The sequence below is a fragment of the Variovorax sp. RCC_210 genome (assembly GCF_041355175.1).
Classification (GTDB): Bacteria; Pseudomonadota; Gammaproteobacteria; order Burkholderiales; family Burkholderiaceae_C; genus Variovorax.
In genome coordinates this window covers 1-14,332 of record NZ_JBFUPJ010000019.1, presented here as the reverse complement: position 1 = coordinate 14,332, position 14,332 = coordinate 1, and the positions used below count along the sequence as shown (strand labels likewise).

The window sequence follows — 14,332 nt, the reverse complement described above, 5'->3', positions numbered from 1 at the left end:
AGGTGCAGGCACACGATCATCGTGCGTCAGGCGAACCGCCTGTTAGCGCGGGCCGGACCTGCAGCTTGGTCGCCGCGCTCTTCTCGCGGCGCCAGCGCATCCGCGCAGCGGCATTGCGATCGATGACCTGCGCGATCGGCGCAGCGCTGTGCCCTGGCGGGTCTTCAGGGGCGCCCACCCAAGGCCTCGGTGCCACCGGTCTCGCGTCGGTTGCACCCCAATTCGATGACCGTGAACGCCCGCATCACCGGGGCACAACACTGTGCCCGTGCGTTGCAGCTTCAACTGCAGCGCTGGACTGAGCGAGCGGCGAGTCCAGCGCGCGTTGCTGCGGCAATTTTTCACACGTGCTTCCGCGAGGCCTTGGACTCACGGACCTTGAGGGCCCAGAACGCCGTGGTCAGGCGGCGCGGCGTGCCGCCCTCCAGGCAACTCCCCAGCTTGCGGCCCAACGGCGTCAAGGTCTCGACGACCGCCAAGGTGCGGCCCTTACGCTGCTCGAGGCGCACTGTGACGTGGCCGGTCCGATGGAGCACCAGCAGCATCGCGATGCGTTCAGGATTGCTTTCCACCGTGGGAAGGTGAGCCTGTGCGATCTGCGCCAGGAAAGCGATGGTGGCGGTCATGGCGGTCTCCTCGGCGTGATGGTGTGTGCCGGGCTTCAAAGCGGCAAACCGCGTGCCCGGCCCTCGTGTTGCCGCGTCGCCTCCAGCCGCGCAGGTTCGATGCCGCACCGACGCCGTCATCAGCACTTTTCCTACGTGTGCGAAATTCCAAGCCCAGAGCATTCACGCTCTGCCGGAGCCCCAGCAGATCCATCAACAAGGAGAGTTTTCATGAGTACCACGTTACGCAGCAATGCCACCACCGAAACCCAAGCCCTCGGCATCGCCGATTGGATCGCGCTGGTCCTGATGATCGTCGGCGCGATCAACTGGGGGCTGGTGGGCGCCTTCGGATTCGACCTCGTGGCCGCCATCTTTGGCGACATGACAACAGCGAGCCGAGCGGTCTACGTGCTGGTCGGGTTGGCGGGCCTGTATGGCATCAGCATCCCGCTGCGTGTTGCGCCCCGCGAGCGGTTTCGCTGAGCGACGCTGCGCATTCACGTGCGGCACCCGCGAGTGCCCCTTAGGGAGCGTCCGATGAACGACCGCAAGAACCAGGACTCCTCTGGCACGGGCCAGTTGCCCGCGCAAAGAGCTATGAAGCAGTTGTCCAAGACCGATAGCGAGCGCGAGCAACCGGTGGGGCCGAACGCCGGTCCGGGGCCCACTCCGTCCCGGGAACCCGATGCGCCTCACCGGGGTGACACCGGCGTGAGGCGGTCGGATAACCAAGGCAGTTCGCCCTCCGCAGACCGCGCCGGCGAGGAAGAGCCGCAGCGCGGCCGCTGAACTTCCGCCCCATCGGGCGCTGGTTGCGCATCCGTGCTGCGCCTGGCGCGGCTGCGACGCCACTGCGTCTCAAGCCCCGCCGATGATGACAGTGACAAGGCCGCGACCACCGCATTCGGTGCATGCCCGAGCGCCTTCGAGGCCTGAGCCGCCGCAGCGCGGGCAGATGTTCTCGCCGGTTCCAAGTTCGCCCGGCGGTGCCTCGTCGCCGGGAGCTATTGATGCTGCCGGGCCGGTGGACGAAGTGCTGTTGCGCGAACGTTCGGTCGGCTGGTCCGAAGCGCCCGGCTGGTTTTGTTCATTCGTGATGGTACTTGCTCCCTGGTGTGTGATGCGGCGACGGGCAAAGCCGCCAATACCCACAAAGGCGCAGTGCGACCGCACCTACCTGCAGGCATGCCGAGTCCGGTGACGAGAGTGACACCGGTCGGGCCGCTGCTGCCGCCGCCCCGGGCGAACACGTGGAAGGAAGCACAGGCGTGAAGGCTGAGACGAACGCGATGACCACCAGCCAGAAGTTGCGACCTGTCTTGCCGCCCGGCTGTGCTGGCGCGGTCGCCCCGTCGTTGACCCTGAATCTCCTCCCTGTGCTTCATGGTCTTCGCATTTCTCCTGAAGCTGCCATTCACAACGCGGTCGCGGTGGAGCGCGCGGCGACGACGGCCTGCCGGCTCAGCGTCTGCTGCCAGCGCCAGGCGTCGCTGCAGATATCAGCGATCGTTCGGCGCGCTGTCCAGCCAGTGGTGCGCCGCATCAACTCCACGTCGGCCCAGTAGGCAGCGGCGTCACCGACACGGCGCGGGCCGATGGTGTGGCGAATCTCCGTGTCGCATGCGCGGCCGAAGGCGCCGAGCAATTCCAGCACTGACGTGCCGCGGCCTACGCCGAGGTTGAAGGTCGATGCGCCCGGCGATGCATCCAGGTGGCGCAACGCGGCCAGGTGCCCCTCGGCCACGTCCATCACATGCACGTAGTCGCGGATGCACGTGCCGTCGGGCGTGGGGTAGTCGCCGCCATGCACAGTGAGGCTCTCGCTGCGGCTCGCCGCGGCCCTGCAGAGGACAGGTACCAGGTTGTTGGGCGCGCCTGCCGTGCGCTCGCCGAGCAGGCCGCTCGCATGCGCGCCGGCCGGGTTGAAGTAGCGCAGCGATGCGACTCTCCAACGCGCATCCGCATGTGCGAGATCGCCCAGCAGCCGCTCCACGAATAGCTTCGACTGCCCATACGGGCTGCAAGGCCGCAGGGCCGCGGTTTCGGCCACCGGCGAGCGGTCGGGCTGGCCGTACACGGTGGCGGACGACGAGAAGATGAGCCGGTGCACGCCCGCGCGCTGCATCGCCGACACGAGACTGAGCGACCCCTGCACGTTGCAGTCGTAATAGCCGATCGGATGCGCCACCGATTCGCCGACCGACTTGAGCCCCGCGAAGTGCACCACCGCATGAACGGGATGCGTCGCGAAGATCTTGTCCAGCAGCGCGCCGTCCCGCACGTCGCCGCGCCAAAACGCGACGGGCTGGCGGCTGTCCGCGACCTGCGCGATGCGCGCGAGCGCATACGCGTCGGCATTGCAGAGGTTGTCGATGACCACGGGCGTGAGCCCGGCTTCGATAAGTGCCACACAGGTGTGGCTGCCGATGAATCCGGCACCGCCGGTCACGAGGATGTTGATGGACATTGCAGCTCCGAAGTGGAATGGCCAGGTGGGGCAATTGGCATACCCGCAGTGCGCCCCTTCCCGGCCCGGTGGATTGCCCATGGATCGGCGCCGCATCCGCGGCGCGTGCATGCGGTCGGCACAAATTGCCGCAAGCACGGAATGCCTGAGCCCCACCTGCACGCAGAACTCCGGGCATGAGCTTTGCCATGTGGATGAAGCCGTATGCAAACCGAGCCCATCACCGCCACGTCCGCCCGCGCTCACGATCAAGCGCCGCTGTTCCGGTCGTTCTGGATGGGCGGCTACGAAGGCGCGGACCATCTCAACAGCCGCGGCGAACAGGTGGCGATGAACCGCTGCAACGGCCACTGGCAGCGGCTGGAAGAAGACTACGCGTCTCTCGCGCGCATGGGCATCCGCACCATCCGCGAAAGCGTAGGCTGGCGCGCCTTCATGGCCGAAGGGGCCGAAGCGGGAAAGCGCCGGCTTGTGCGGACTGCGCAGGCCGCCGGCCGATTCGGCCTGCAGGTCATCTGGACGCTGCATCACTACGGCACGCCGGACGGCGTTGACCTGTTTGCGGCCGACCTACCGGCGCGCTTCGCAGATTTCTGCGACGTGGTCGCGCGCATCCTGCGGAACACCGTGGACCCCACCGAGGGTCCGCTCGTGTTCCAGCCCATCAACGAGATCTCGTTTCTCAGCTGGGCCGCCACCAGCACCTCGCTGATGCATCCCTTCCAGCCCGACTCGCCCGCACGTGGCTTCGCGCTCAAGTGCAACCTGGTGCGCGCCGCTCTGGAGGGCACCGATGCGCTGTGGGCGACCTGCCCCGACGCGCGCATTGTTCATACCGATCCCCTGGTGCATGTGGCGCCCGCGGCCGATCGGCCCGACTGGGCCGCCGAGGCGCGAGCCCTCAACGCCGAGCAATACCAAGCCTGGGACATGCTCTGCGGCAGGCTGGAGCCGGGGCTGGGCGGCGCACCGCGCTACCTCGATGTGCTGGGCGCCAATTACTACCACAGCAACCAGTGGCAGCACCCCAGCAACGAACGGCTCTTCTGGCACTTGCGTGACCCGCGACGGCGGGACCTCGCCGCGATGCTGGGTGATGCGTGGCAGCGCTACGAGCGGCCCGTGTTCATTGCAGAGACTGGGCACGTGGGCGACGGCCGCGCGCAATGGATCGACGAGGTGGCCGCAGCCGCCCTGCGCTGCCGCGCCGCAGGCGTGCCGCTTGAAGGCATCTGCATGTACCCGCTGGTCGATCGCCCCGACTGGGAAGACGCACGCCATTGGCATTCCAGCGGGCTGTGGGACGTCGACCGCCGCACCGGCGCGCGCGTGATCCATCGCCCTTCGCAGCGGCGACTGCTGCACTGGCAATCGCTGACCGGCTCATCGCAAGCACCGCAGCCCGCAGCACAAGAGTTTCAACACACCAAAACCCGCTCACCGATACCACTTCCAGGAAGCCCCATGACTCCCACACTCATCGTCTTTTCCCATCTGCGCTGGGACTTCGTCTACCAACGCCCGCAACAGCTCCTCTCCCGTCTCGGGCAGCAGTTCGACGTGGTATTCGTCGAGGAACCGGTGCCGGGTGCGGCGCATACGGCCCTGGAGCAGCTCTCGCCCTGCGAGGGCGTGACGGTGCTGCGGCCGCACTTGGTGGGCGCGGCCACGGGCTTTCACGACGACCACATTCCGCAGCTGCAGACGCTGCTCGCCGAATACTTGCAGCAGGCCGGCGTCGGCGACTACTGGCTGTGGTTCTACACACCCATGGCCATGCCATTGGCTGCGGGCCTTACGCCGATCGGTGTGGTGTACGACTGCATGGACGAACTCTCGACCTTTCGCCATGCACCCCGGCAACTGCTGCAGCGCGAGAGCGCACTGCTGCGCATCGCCGACCTGGTGTTCACCGGCGGACAGAGCCTGTACGAATCCAAGTGCGAGCGCCACCCGCGCACGCACTGCTTTCCGAGCAGCGTGGACGCGGCGCACTTCGCGAACTTCGCCACATTGGCACCAGGACGCATGGAAGACCATGAGGTCCAGGCCGCCGTTGCGCATCCGCGGCTGGGCTACTGCGGCGTGATCGACGAGCGCATCGACCTCTCGCTGCTGGCCGCGCTGGCCGACGCGCACCCCGATTGGCAGATCGTCGCCGTCGGGCCGGTGGTCAAGATCGACCCCGCCACCTTGCCGCAGCGGCCCAACATCCATTGGCTGGGCCAGCGCAGCTACCAAGAGCTGCCGCAACTGATCGGCGGCTGGGACGTGTGCCTTATGCCCTTCGCGCTCAACGAGGCCACGCGCTACATCAGCCCCACCAAAACGCTGGAGTACATGGCCGCGGGCCGCCCGATCGTGAGCACGCCGATCCGCGACGTGGTGGGTCCCTATTCGGGTGTGGTCGCCATTGCCGCGGATGCCGATGCCTTCGTGCAGGCCTGTGAGGCCATGCTCGCGCTGAGCCCCGATGCACAGGCACGACAGGCCGCCGCGCGCGCGGCCATTCTGCGATCCACCTCGTGGGACCGAACCGCGCAACAGATGGCCGCTTTGATGGAGACAACCACACGAGAAAAGGCGGGCCAGGCGCCGCCCGCGCATGTGCAGCCCTCGCCCCCTCAGGCCGCAAAGCGTCCTAGCGTTGCACGCGAGCTGGGCGCTGACGCGCCGGCGAACTATCCCACGGTGATCCTGGGCGCGGGCCCCACCGGGCTGGCAGCCGCGCTGCACCTGGGCCGAGAGAGTCTGCTGGTGGAGCAGCACGACACGGTGGGCGGCTGGTGCCGTTCGATAGAAGACAAGGGCTTCACCTTCGACCATGCCGGGCACATCATGTTTTCCACCGACCCCTACGTGCTCGCGCTGTACGAGCGCCTGCTCGGTGACAACCTGCACTGGCAGAACCGCGAGGCCTGGATCTACAGCAAGGCGGTGTACACGCGCTATCCGTTCCAGTCTGCGCTGCACGGGTTGCCACCGGAGGTGCTCAAGGAATGCCTGGTCGGCGCGATCGAGGCGCGCTTCGGCAGCCTGGAGAAGCCGGCGCTGCGCGTCTCGCCCACGGGGCCGTCGCGGGCCGCCGCGGAAACCGCGCCAGCGGCTGCGCCCGTGCCCGCCTCTGGCCCCTCCGCCACGATGCCGCGCAACTTCGAGGAGTTCATCTACAAGGTCTGGGGCAAGGGCGTGGCGCGTCACTTTGCCGTGCCGTACAACCAGAAGCTCTGGGCGGTGCCGCTGAGCGAGATGGAAACATCGTGGCTGGGCGGACGCGTGCCGATGCCCGACCTTCAGGAGATGATCGAGGGCGCGCTGGAACCGGTGCAAAAGCCCATCGGGCCGAACGCGCGCTTCGGCTATCCACTGCGCGGGGGTTTCCAGGCGTTGATGAACGGCTTCCTGCCGCTGCTCGAAGGCTCCCTCGCACTGGGCACCCGGGTTGCGGCAGTATCGCCTTCGCGCAAGACGGTCACCTTCGACGACGGGCGCAGCGTCGGCTTTCAAACCCTCATCAGCACGATGCCGCTGCCGCATCTGGTGGAGGCCATGGGCTCCGAAGCGCCGGCTTTCGTGCGCGAGGCCGCGCGCCAGTTGCGCCACGTGTCGGTGCGCTGCGTGAACCTGGGCATCGGCCGCGAGAACATCACCGACAAGCACTGGATCTACTACCCCGAAGACACCGTCTTTCACCGCGTCTTCGTCCAGGGCAACGCCAGCCCGCACTGCAATGCGCCGGGTGGTTTTGCCTTGACTTGCGAGATCACGTATTCGCCGCTGAAACCGCTGCCCGCCGAGGGCAACGCTCTGATCGAGCGCTGCGTGAGCGATGCGGTGAGCGTGGGCCTGCTGCGCCCCGACGATGTGGTGGTGTGCGCCAACGAGGTGGACATGCCGTGCGCCTACGTGGTGTACGACCATGCCCGCGCGGCCCATGTGGAGACCATCCGCACATGGCTCGCGGCGGCCGGCATCCTGCTGGCGGGTCGTTACAGCGAGTGGGCCTACTACAACTCCGACCACGCCTTCGTCGCGGGCCGCAAGGCCGCGGAGACTGCGCTGCAACTGAACGGGTGCGCCGCGCCCGCCGACCTGCCGGTGGCCGCCTGAGTCGCGGCGCGGCAACCACCGGCGGCGCCCCGTTGCCCGACCGGCCGATGGCTTTCCTCTGGCGATACATGCGCCGGCGGCCGGTCGCGTTCGCGTTGCTTCTCGCCCTCATCGCGGCGGCGGCCGCATGCTCGCTGGGCGTGCAGTACGGCATGAAGCTCATCGTGGACACGATGGCAAACAACGATCGCACCTCGCGCGCGGTTTGGACGTGGCTCGGGCTGTTCATCGTGCTCATTGCGGCGGAGAGCGCATTCTGGCGCCTGAGCGGATGGCTCGGCTGCCTGACGGTGGTGAACACCGGCGTGGACGTGCGGCTGGACCTCTTCAGTCACCTGTCGGGCCACTCGTTGGACTATTTCTCGCGCCACCTCGCCGGCTCGCTGGGCAATCGCGTAACGGCCACTGCGGGCGCAACCGGCGCGATTTTCGGCACGCTCATCTGGAAGATCCTGCCGCCGTGCATCGACTTCGTCGGCGCGGTCGTCCTGCTGTGCACCATCGACGTCCGCATGGCATTCACGCTCATCGGATTCGTGGCGGTGGTGGCCGCTTTCATGTATGCGTTCGGGCGGCGAGCACGGCCGCTGCAGCAGGCGTTTGCTGAGCAGGCGTCGAAGGTGGGAGGAGAGTTGGTCGACGTGGTGTCCAACATCTTCACGGTCATGGCCTTCTCTGCTCGCACGCGCGAGTACGAGCGGCTGCGCCAAGCCTTCGGGCTGGAGGCGCGTGCGCAGCGCCGCAGCTGGCTTTTCCTGGAAAAAGCGCGTGCTTTCCACGACCTGTGCATGTGGCTTATGGCCGGGGCCATGCTGATCTGGGCCGTGGAAGCATGGCGCGCCGGATCGACGGAGGCCGGCGACGTGGTGCTGATCAGCGCGCTCACCTTCCGCATCCTCCATGGCTCGCGCGAGCTGGCGCTGTCACTGGTCGATGCGTCGCAGCACTTTGGCGTGATCGCAGAAATGCTGCGTGTGGTGGCGGTGCCGCACGAAGTGGCCGACCCGGCGGATGCGCCGCGTTTCGAGCCAGGGCCGGGCGCCATTGCCTTCCATGATGTGTGCTTTGCTTACGACGAGGCCAGGCCCATCTTCGAGCACCTCGACCTGTGGGTGCCCGCGGGCCAACGGCTCGGCGTGGTCGGGCCTTCGGGCGCCGGCAAGTCGACCTTCGTGCGGCTCGTCGGGCGCGTGATGGACGTGACGCGCGGCGCGATCACCGTGGACGGCGTGAACGTGGCGTCGGTTCGGCAGGACAGCCTGCGCGACGCCATCGGCGTGGTGCCGCAGGACATTGCGCTGCTGCATCGCTCGGTGATGGAAAACCTGCGCTATGGCAACCCCGGCGCCAGCGACGAGCAGGTGCGCGCGGCCGCGCGCGAGGCGCTCTGCCACGACTTCATCATGGCGCTGCCGCACGGCTACGGCACGGTTGTGGGCGAGCGTGGGGCGCGTCTGTCGGGCGGCCAACGGCAGCGCATCAGCATTGCGCGAGCCATGCTGAAGAACGCGCCCGTGCTGCTGCTGGACGAGGCCACCTCGGCCCTGGACAGCCGCTCGGAAGCGGAGATTCAAGCGGCACTGGCGCGCCTCATGAAGGGCCGCACGGTGGTTGCCGTGGCCCACCGGCTCTCGACGGTGGCGGCGTTCGACCGGATCATCGTGCTCGTCGAAGGGCGCATCGTGGAAGACGGCGCGCCAAATGCACTGCTGGGGCAGGGCGGCGTCTTCGCCGATCTCTGGCGGCTCCAGGCCGAGGGGCAGGAGACACCCTGACCGGGCAGCATTCCGGGCGGCGCTACGGCGCGACGGCGGATCGGACGACCCGAGGCGGGCACCCCGGTGCATCGCTTCATAGCAGTACCGATAGGCGTTGTTGCTCGGGTGGATGCCGTACGCGGCGACGTAGCGCAGCCGTTTGGGCGAGAACACATGGTCGCGCGCCTCGCGGAAGAAACCGAGGTACGACGCGCCGTGGCGGCGCGCGCCCTCTCTGAACACGCTGCGCGCCCGTTCATGCGTGGCTGATCTGCCACAACCAGGTGGCACGAAAAGCCGCGCCAGACCGATGTTCGCGACACCCTGCCGGTCGGCCGCCGCCCCCGGGCGCCAGTTCTCGGGTGCCAGCCTCGGCATCTGCTGCAACGCCGCGGTGAAGAGGTCGGCCAGCGCATGCCGGGGGCTGTCGGCCCCAACGCCCGGCACTGCGCTGTCGCCCACCAGCAGAAGCCGCATCGAGGGCGGCGCCGGCGACCGCGCGATAGGCGGGCGCGCCTGCAGCCGGCCACAGCGGCCGCAAAACGCTCGCTACCATCGCACTCGAAGCGGAGCACGCTTCGAACGCCCTGTGTCTGGATCACCATGCGCCAAGTCGGCGCGGCTGCGCGCAGTCGCTCCCTGGGGAGTCGGCAAACAATCGGGGTGCGCGCCATTCGTCCACCAGCGCCGCAGGCTCGATACGCACACCGCCAGATGGAACCGGCTGCCTTTGGCGAGCGAATATTTCTTGCAGGGGATGGCATTGATCAACGTCAAATTCAGCGACTCATCCATGGCGCGGTTTGGTCCGCCATTGTTCCGCTCATTGCCGAGGTCAAGCCGTGACTCCTGATGCACTTCGTCCGACGCAAGTGGCCCTGAACGATGCTGCCTCGCCATCGCAAGATCAGGTGGCGTATCTCGACCACTTGGCGCAGACCACACAGTCGCTGAGCGATCCCGCCGAAGTGATGCGGGTCACGGCCCGCCTGCTAGGGCTGCACATGGGGGTCAACCGTTGCGCCTACGCCGAAGTGCACGCCGACGAAGACCAGTTCACGCTCACCGGCGACTACACCCAGGGCGTCCGGTCGATCGTTGGCCACTATGCGTTCTCGCAATTCGGTGCCGATTGCCTCCAGCTGATGCGCGGCAATCAACCCTATGTGGTCGACGACATCGACACCGACCCGCGCGCGGCGGACATGGATCTGGCAGCCTACCGCCTCACCTGCATCCAGGCCGTCATCTGCATTCCGCTGCACAAGGACGGCCGCTTCGTGGCCGCCATGGCGGTGCATCAGCGCATGCCCCGGCACTGGGACGCGCGCGAGATCGAGTTGGTGCAGATGGTGTGCGGCCGGTGCTGGGAAAGCCTGCAGCGTACGCGCGCCCAGCACGCACTGCAGCTCACCAACGAGCGCCTGAGCATTGCGTTGGGCGCGGGTCAGCTCGGCGATTGGCGCTGGGACGCCACCACCGACCTGGTCGTGCTGTCTGCGCGCGCGGCGGAGCTTTTCGGAGTCGACGAGCAACCCCTCACGTGGCGGGAACTCAGCTTGCTGATTCACGAAGACGACCGGGAGCGAACCCTTCAGGCGGTCGCCTCCAGCGCGGAGAGCGGCCGCACCTACAAGGAGGAGTACCGTCTCGCCGGCATCGAGCCGCCGCGCTGGCTGGCGGTGTGGGGCACGCCGCAAACCGATGACGTGGGTCGCGTCGTGGGCATGCTGGGCGTGCTGCAGGAAGCGTCGGTGCGCAAGCAGATGGAGCAGGACTTGCGCAGCCAGGCGCTGGAGCTGCAGGAGGCCGACCAGCGCAAGGACGAATTCCTGGCGGTGCTCGCGCACGAGTTGCGCAATCCGCTCGCGCCCATCGGTCTGGCGGCGCAGCTGCTAAAGCGCGCGCCGGATGCCGCGACCCACCGGAGCGCCGACCTGATCCGCTCGCAGGTCAACCAGATGTCGCGGCTGCTCGACGATCTGCTGGACACGAGCCGCATCAAGAGCGGCCGGCTGAACATGAAGAAGGAATGGGTGCAGGCGCGGGCGGTGGTCGAGCTCGCACTGCAGAACGCCGGGCCGCTGCTGCGCAGCCGAAAGCACAGAACGACCGTGAAAGTGGACGACAGGCTCGCGCTTGAAGCCGATCCGGTGCGGTTGGCGCAGGTGCTGGCCAACCTGCTGACCAATGCGGCCAAATACACACCGGTGGGCGGACAGATCGCGATCACGGGCACCGGCGCCGATGGCTTGTGCGAATTCGTGGTCAGCGACAACGGCATGGGCCTGAAGCCGGACTCGCTGGAGCGGATCTTCGAGATGTTCTCGCAGGAAGACACGGTGCTTCACCGGCCCGAGGGCGGGCTCGGCATCGGCCTGGCGCTCGCCCGGTCGATTGTGGCGGCACACGGCGGACACATCGTGGCCGAGAGCGAGGGCCTCGGCCGGGGCAGCCGGTTTGTGATGCAGCTGCCGCGCGCAGCGGAGGCAGCCGGGACCGCGGCGGACGGCCGGCTGCATGCCGATGCGCCTCGCTCCGGCTCGATGAGCATCGTGATCGCGGACGACAACGTGAGCGCAGTCAATCTGCTCGCCGAGTTGCTGCGCATGGAAGGCCACCGCGTCGACATCGCCACCGACGGCGAGCAGGCGCTGGCCATCGCGCGCGCGGTCCAGCCGTCCGTCCTCATCCTGGACATCGGCATGCCCAAGCTCACGGGCTACGAGGTGGCAAAGGCGGTACGAGCCACGGCTTGGGGCCGCACGGCCTTCCTTCTGGCAGCTACTGGCTGGGGCAGGAGGCAGACAAGGCGCGCGCACGGACGGCGGGCTTCGATGCGCATCTGATCAAACCCTTCGATCCGGAGGAACTTCTGGCGCTTGTCCTGAAGAAGAGCACATGGGCCAGCGAGAACTGCGGCAATCTGCCTGCTTCAGCCGACCCGAGAGCCGACGGCCCGCCACGCAGGCCTTAAGCTCCAGGGGCATCCTGCCGGCCCTGGTCGCAGGGACGACATCGCTACTTGCCCGCAGCTCCGTCCGCCTTGCGCAATGAACCGGGGGCGTTGAGTCCTGCATCTTCGTCGACGCCCACCTCGACTGCGGCGGGCAAGGCGGCGCCGAGTCCTGTCCTCCACGGGCTTCTAGCCAGCGCCGCGCGGCGTGCGGCCTGCGCCGCCGCCGCCCTTTCGTGCCGAGACCTGGTTCTGCGGACCGGCCCCCATGGTCTGGCGATCGTGCCGGCTCTCGGGCGTGCGCCTGGCCTGGTTGGTCTGCGTCGGCGCCTTGTTTCCCTGTTTGTTGTGGTCATTGCTAACCTTGCCCGTGTGCGCTTCCTGCACATCCTTTGCCACGGGTTCGTCCGGAACGGCTTCAGCTTTCCTGGCCGGGCTTCCGACCTGGTCGCGCTCCGGATGCGCGGCCCTGCTCTGCTCGCCACGTAGAAAATCCTGCTTCCTGTTCATGCGCTTTCTCCCGGAAAAGGTGTTTCTGCAACGGGCAATCGGTGTGCCTGTCCAGCATTCAAAGGAGGGCACGCAGCGAGCCTTGCGCGGGCCGGCTCAGGTCTGTGGCTTCGGCCGGTTGCCAGCCTCTACCCGATGGCTTGCGCAAGCCGCGGCTCGCAGGCGGCGCACCACATCTCGGGCTGCGAGATAGGCCTCGATCTGTTTCTCGCCCAATATGGTGCCCAGCGCTTTTCCGTTCTTGCCGAGTCGCCGCCGGCTTGCCGGCGAACTCGCGCGAAAAGATGCAGACATGGTCACTCCTTTTTTCAAAACGTCCGGAAGCCCGAAGGGCTCGGTACCGATTCTGCGGACGCGGATTTGAATTTTCAAGGAGACGACATCCGGTGCTGACGCTTCGTGCGCATGCGTTCTTGCCGCAAGACTTACACGCCTGCCGCACCCTCCTTGCCGCTACTACGGTTCGTGCCTCCAAGGTCGGACAGGCATGCGATTTGCCACCGGCATCGCTGTCCACCAGGAGATTCCACCATGAGTGCACAGGATTTTGACGCAGCCAATGCAGCGCCCGGCCAGCCCGCCGAATCCCCAGGCCCTGCGGCCTCGCCCGGCGTGCTGGCCAGCGTGGCCCGCAACTTCACCGAGGGGCCGAACATCGAAGCAAGCCCCTGGGAGCTAAGCGCCGCCCGCGGCGAAACCCCGCTCGAAGGTCCGCGCGCGGACCTGGACCTGCAGGCGTTCGAGGTGGCATACGACGACTGGAAAGACGCGACGCAGCAGTTCGAGCAGGCCGTGCGGGAGATGCATGCCGGTACGGCAGGCGGGCGCGAAAAAGCACAGGCGCTCGCAAAGCGCGTCGCCGTGCTGCATCACCGCTTCATCGAGAGCACTCAGCCCTTCTTCAAAGCCTCGGCGCACAAAGGCACACCCGGGTGGGAGCCCTGAGCCGGCAGGCACGAAAAGATCATTCAAGGAAATCCTTACCCGTGATGCCCGCCCCTCTGCGCAAAGGTCTCGAACTGGCCCAGAAGCTTTCGAACGCGAAGGTCGAACTCGAATGCACGCGGGTGCGGCTCGGCGTTTCGTCCGGCAGCGGGTCTTGCGGATCACTCGAGAACGCCTGCATGCGCGTCGCGGCCTACGAACAAGCGCTCGGCGAGTTCATGGACACCCACGCCGGCTCGAACGGAAGACGCCAACTCAAGCTCTGCCGTGCGCTCTATCTGCGCATGCTGGTGTCCAGCGCGCCCGTGCGGCTTGCGACATGGCCGGAAGGCCGCCGCTACGCCGAAATGCCGAGTTCGCAGCTGTACGAAGCGGTCTCGAACCGGCTGGAGCGCGCGGAACTGGATTCCATCGAGTGCTCGCTTTCTTCCCAAGAGCGCACTGTCTACATGTGCCTGCTCGCCTTCTACCGCGACGAAGTCCCGGGCTGACCGACGCGGAGGCTTCCGGCGTGTGGGCCGGAATCCCGCAGATGGCGGCGAGTACACAACGCTAGCAGGGGCCGGTGCTTTCCTGCGCCAGCGACCGGCTGGCGGACAGGCAGAACGCCGCCAGTTCCGACATCTGCGTGGCCTTATCGAAGAAGGCATCGGCACCGGCCTCCAGGGCGCGCTGGCGCACGGGCTCCCGCACGTAGTTGGACGACATCAGAGCGACCTTCTGTCGAGGCGCGCGCCGCGCGCAATGGCGAAGGATGCTGAAGCCGTCGCCGCGTGCGAGAAAAAGGTCTACGAGCGCCAGGTCCCAGCCATCGGGGTGCGCGTCGAGCCGATCGGTGGCCTGCTGCTGGGTGGCCGCTTCGCACACGATGTCCACGCCCAGGAGAGGCCCGAGGAGCTGCCCTAGCTGTGAAGCGTCAAGAGGTTGTTTCTTGACGATTTGATTCTGGACATAGGCGCGATGCCGCCGATGCCGCTGT

Annotated in this window: 11 protein-coding genes; 6 read left to right on the top strand and 5 right to left on the bottom strand. The window is 67.2% G+C overall.

Features of this window, described 5'->3' with window-relative positions:
* Positions 1-341 precede the first annotated feature (341 nt).
* Positions 342-626, bottom strand: coding sequence for a hypothetical protein (locus AB6807_RS34715; protein WP_116912653.1), 285 nt, complete (start codon positions 624-626; stop codon positions 342-344).
* A gap of 210 nt (positions 627-836) precedes the next feature.
* On the opposite strand from AB6807_RS34715, the gene AB6807_RS34710 reads away from it, so the two are divergent.
* Complete coding sequence (locus AB6807_RS34710) at positions 837-1,091, top strand: DUF378 domain-containing protein (protein WP_116912652.1); 255 nt, start codon at positions 837-839, stop codon at positions 1,089-1,091.
* A gap of 931 nt (positions 1,092-2,022) precedes the next feature.
* Here the strand turns inward: AB6807_RS34710 and galE are convergent.
* Positions 2,023-3,075 (bottom strand): UDP-glucose 4-epimerase GalE, encoded by a 1,053-nt coding sequence (gene galE / locus AB6807_RS34705; RefSeq protein ID WP_371088103.1) that lies wholly within the window; start codon positions 3,073-3,075, stop codon positions 2,023-2,025.
* A 204-nt stretch (positions 3,076-3,279) separates the two neighbouring features.
* Between galE and AB6807_RS34700 the strand changes: the two genes are divergently transcribed.
* The 3 genes from AB6807_RS34700 (at position 3,280) to AB6807_RS34690 (ending at position 11,791) form a co-directional block, all read left to right on the top strand.
* Positions 3,280-7,185, top strand: coding sequence for an FAD-dependent oxidoreductase (locus tag AB6807_RS34700; protein ID WP_371088102.1), 3,906 nt, complete (start codon positions 3,280-3,282; stop codon positions 7,183-7,185).
* Between the two features lie 47 nt (positions 7,186-7,232).
* A complete protein-coding gene (locus AB6807_RS34695) occupies positions 7,233-8,960 on the top strand; it encodes an ABC transporter ATP-binding protein (protein WP_116912649.1) in 1,728 nt (575 codons plus the stop codon).
* A gap of 854 nt (positions 8,961-9,814) precedes the next feature.
* Entirely contained in the window at positions 9,815-11,791 is a 1,977-nt protein-coding gene (locus AB6807_RS34690) for an ATP-binding protein (protein WP_371088101.1), read from the top strand.
* A gap of 296 nt (positions 11,792-12,087) precedes the next feature.
* On the opposite strand, the gene AB6807_RS34685 is transcribed toward AB6807_RS34690, so the two are convergent.
* Together AB6807_RS34685 and AB6807_RS34680 are read right to left on the bottom strand one after the other, a co-directional pair.
* Positions 12,088-12,408 carry a hypothetical protein gene (locus AB6807_RS34685; RefSeq protein ID WP_371088100.1) on the bottom strand — a complete coding sequence of 107 codons (321 nt, stop codon included), beginning with the start codon at positions 12,406-12,408 and terminating at the stop codon, positions 12,088-12,090.
* Between the two features lie 96 nt (positions 12,409-12,504).
* The gene (locus AB6807_RS34680; protein WP_132748958.1) at positions 12,505-12,780 is read right to left on the bottom strand and encodes a hypothetical protein; all 276 of its coding nucleotides are present in this window, start codon (positions 12,778-12,780) and stop codon (positions 12,505-12,507) included.
* A 159-nt stretch (positions 12,781-12,939) separates the two neighbouring features.
* Here AB6807_RS34680 and AB6807_RS34675 point away from each other — a divergent pair, with 159 nt between their 5' ends.
* Entirely contained in the window at positions 12,940-13,353 is a 414-nt protein-coding gene (locus AB6807_RS34675) for a hypothetical protein (protein WP_132748959.1), read from the top strand.
* A 44-nt stretch (positions 13,354-13,397) separates the two neighbouring features.
* Complete coding sequence (locus AB6807_RS34670) at positions 13,398-13,844, top strand: hypothetical protein (RefSeq protein ID WP_116912645.1); 447 nt, start codon at positions 13,398-13,400, stop codon at positions 13,842-13,844.
* Between the two features lie 61 nt (positions 13,845-13,905).
* On the opposite strand, the gene AB6807_RS34665 is transcribed toward AB6807_RS34670, so the two are convergent.
* A partial coding sequence (locus tag AB6807_RS34665) for a response regulator (protein WP_371088099.1) occupies positions 13,906-14,332 on the bottom strand: 427 nt, incomplete at its 5' end.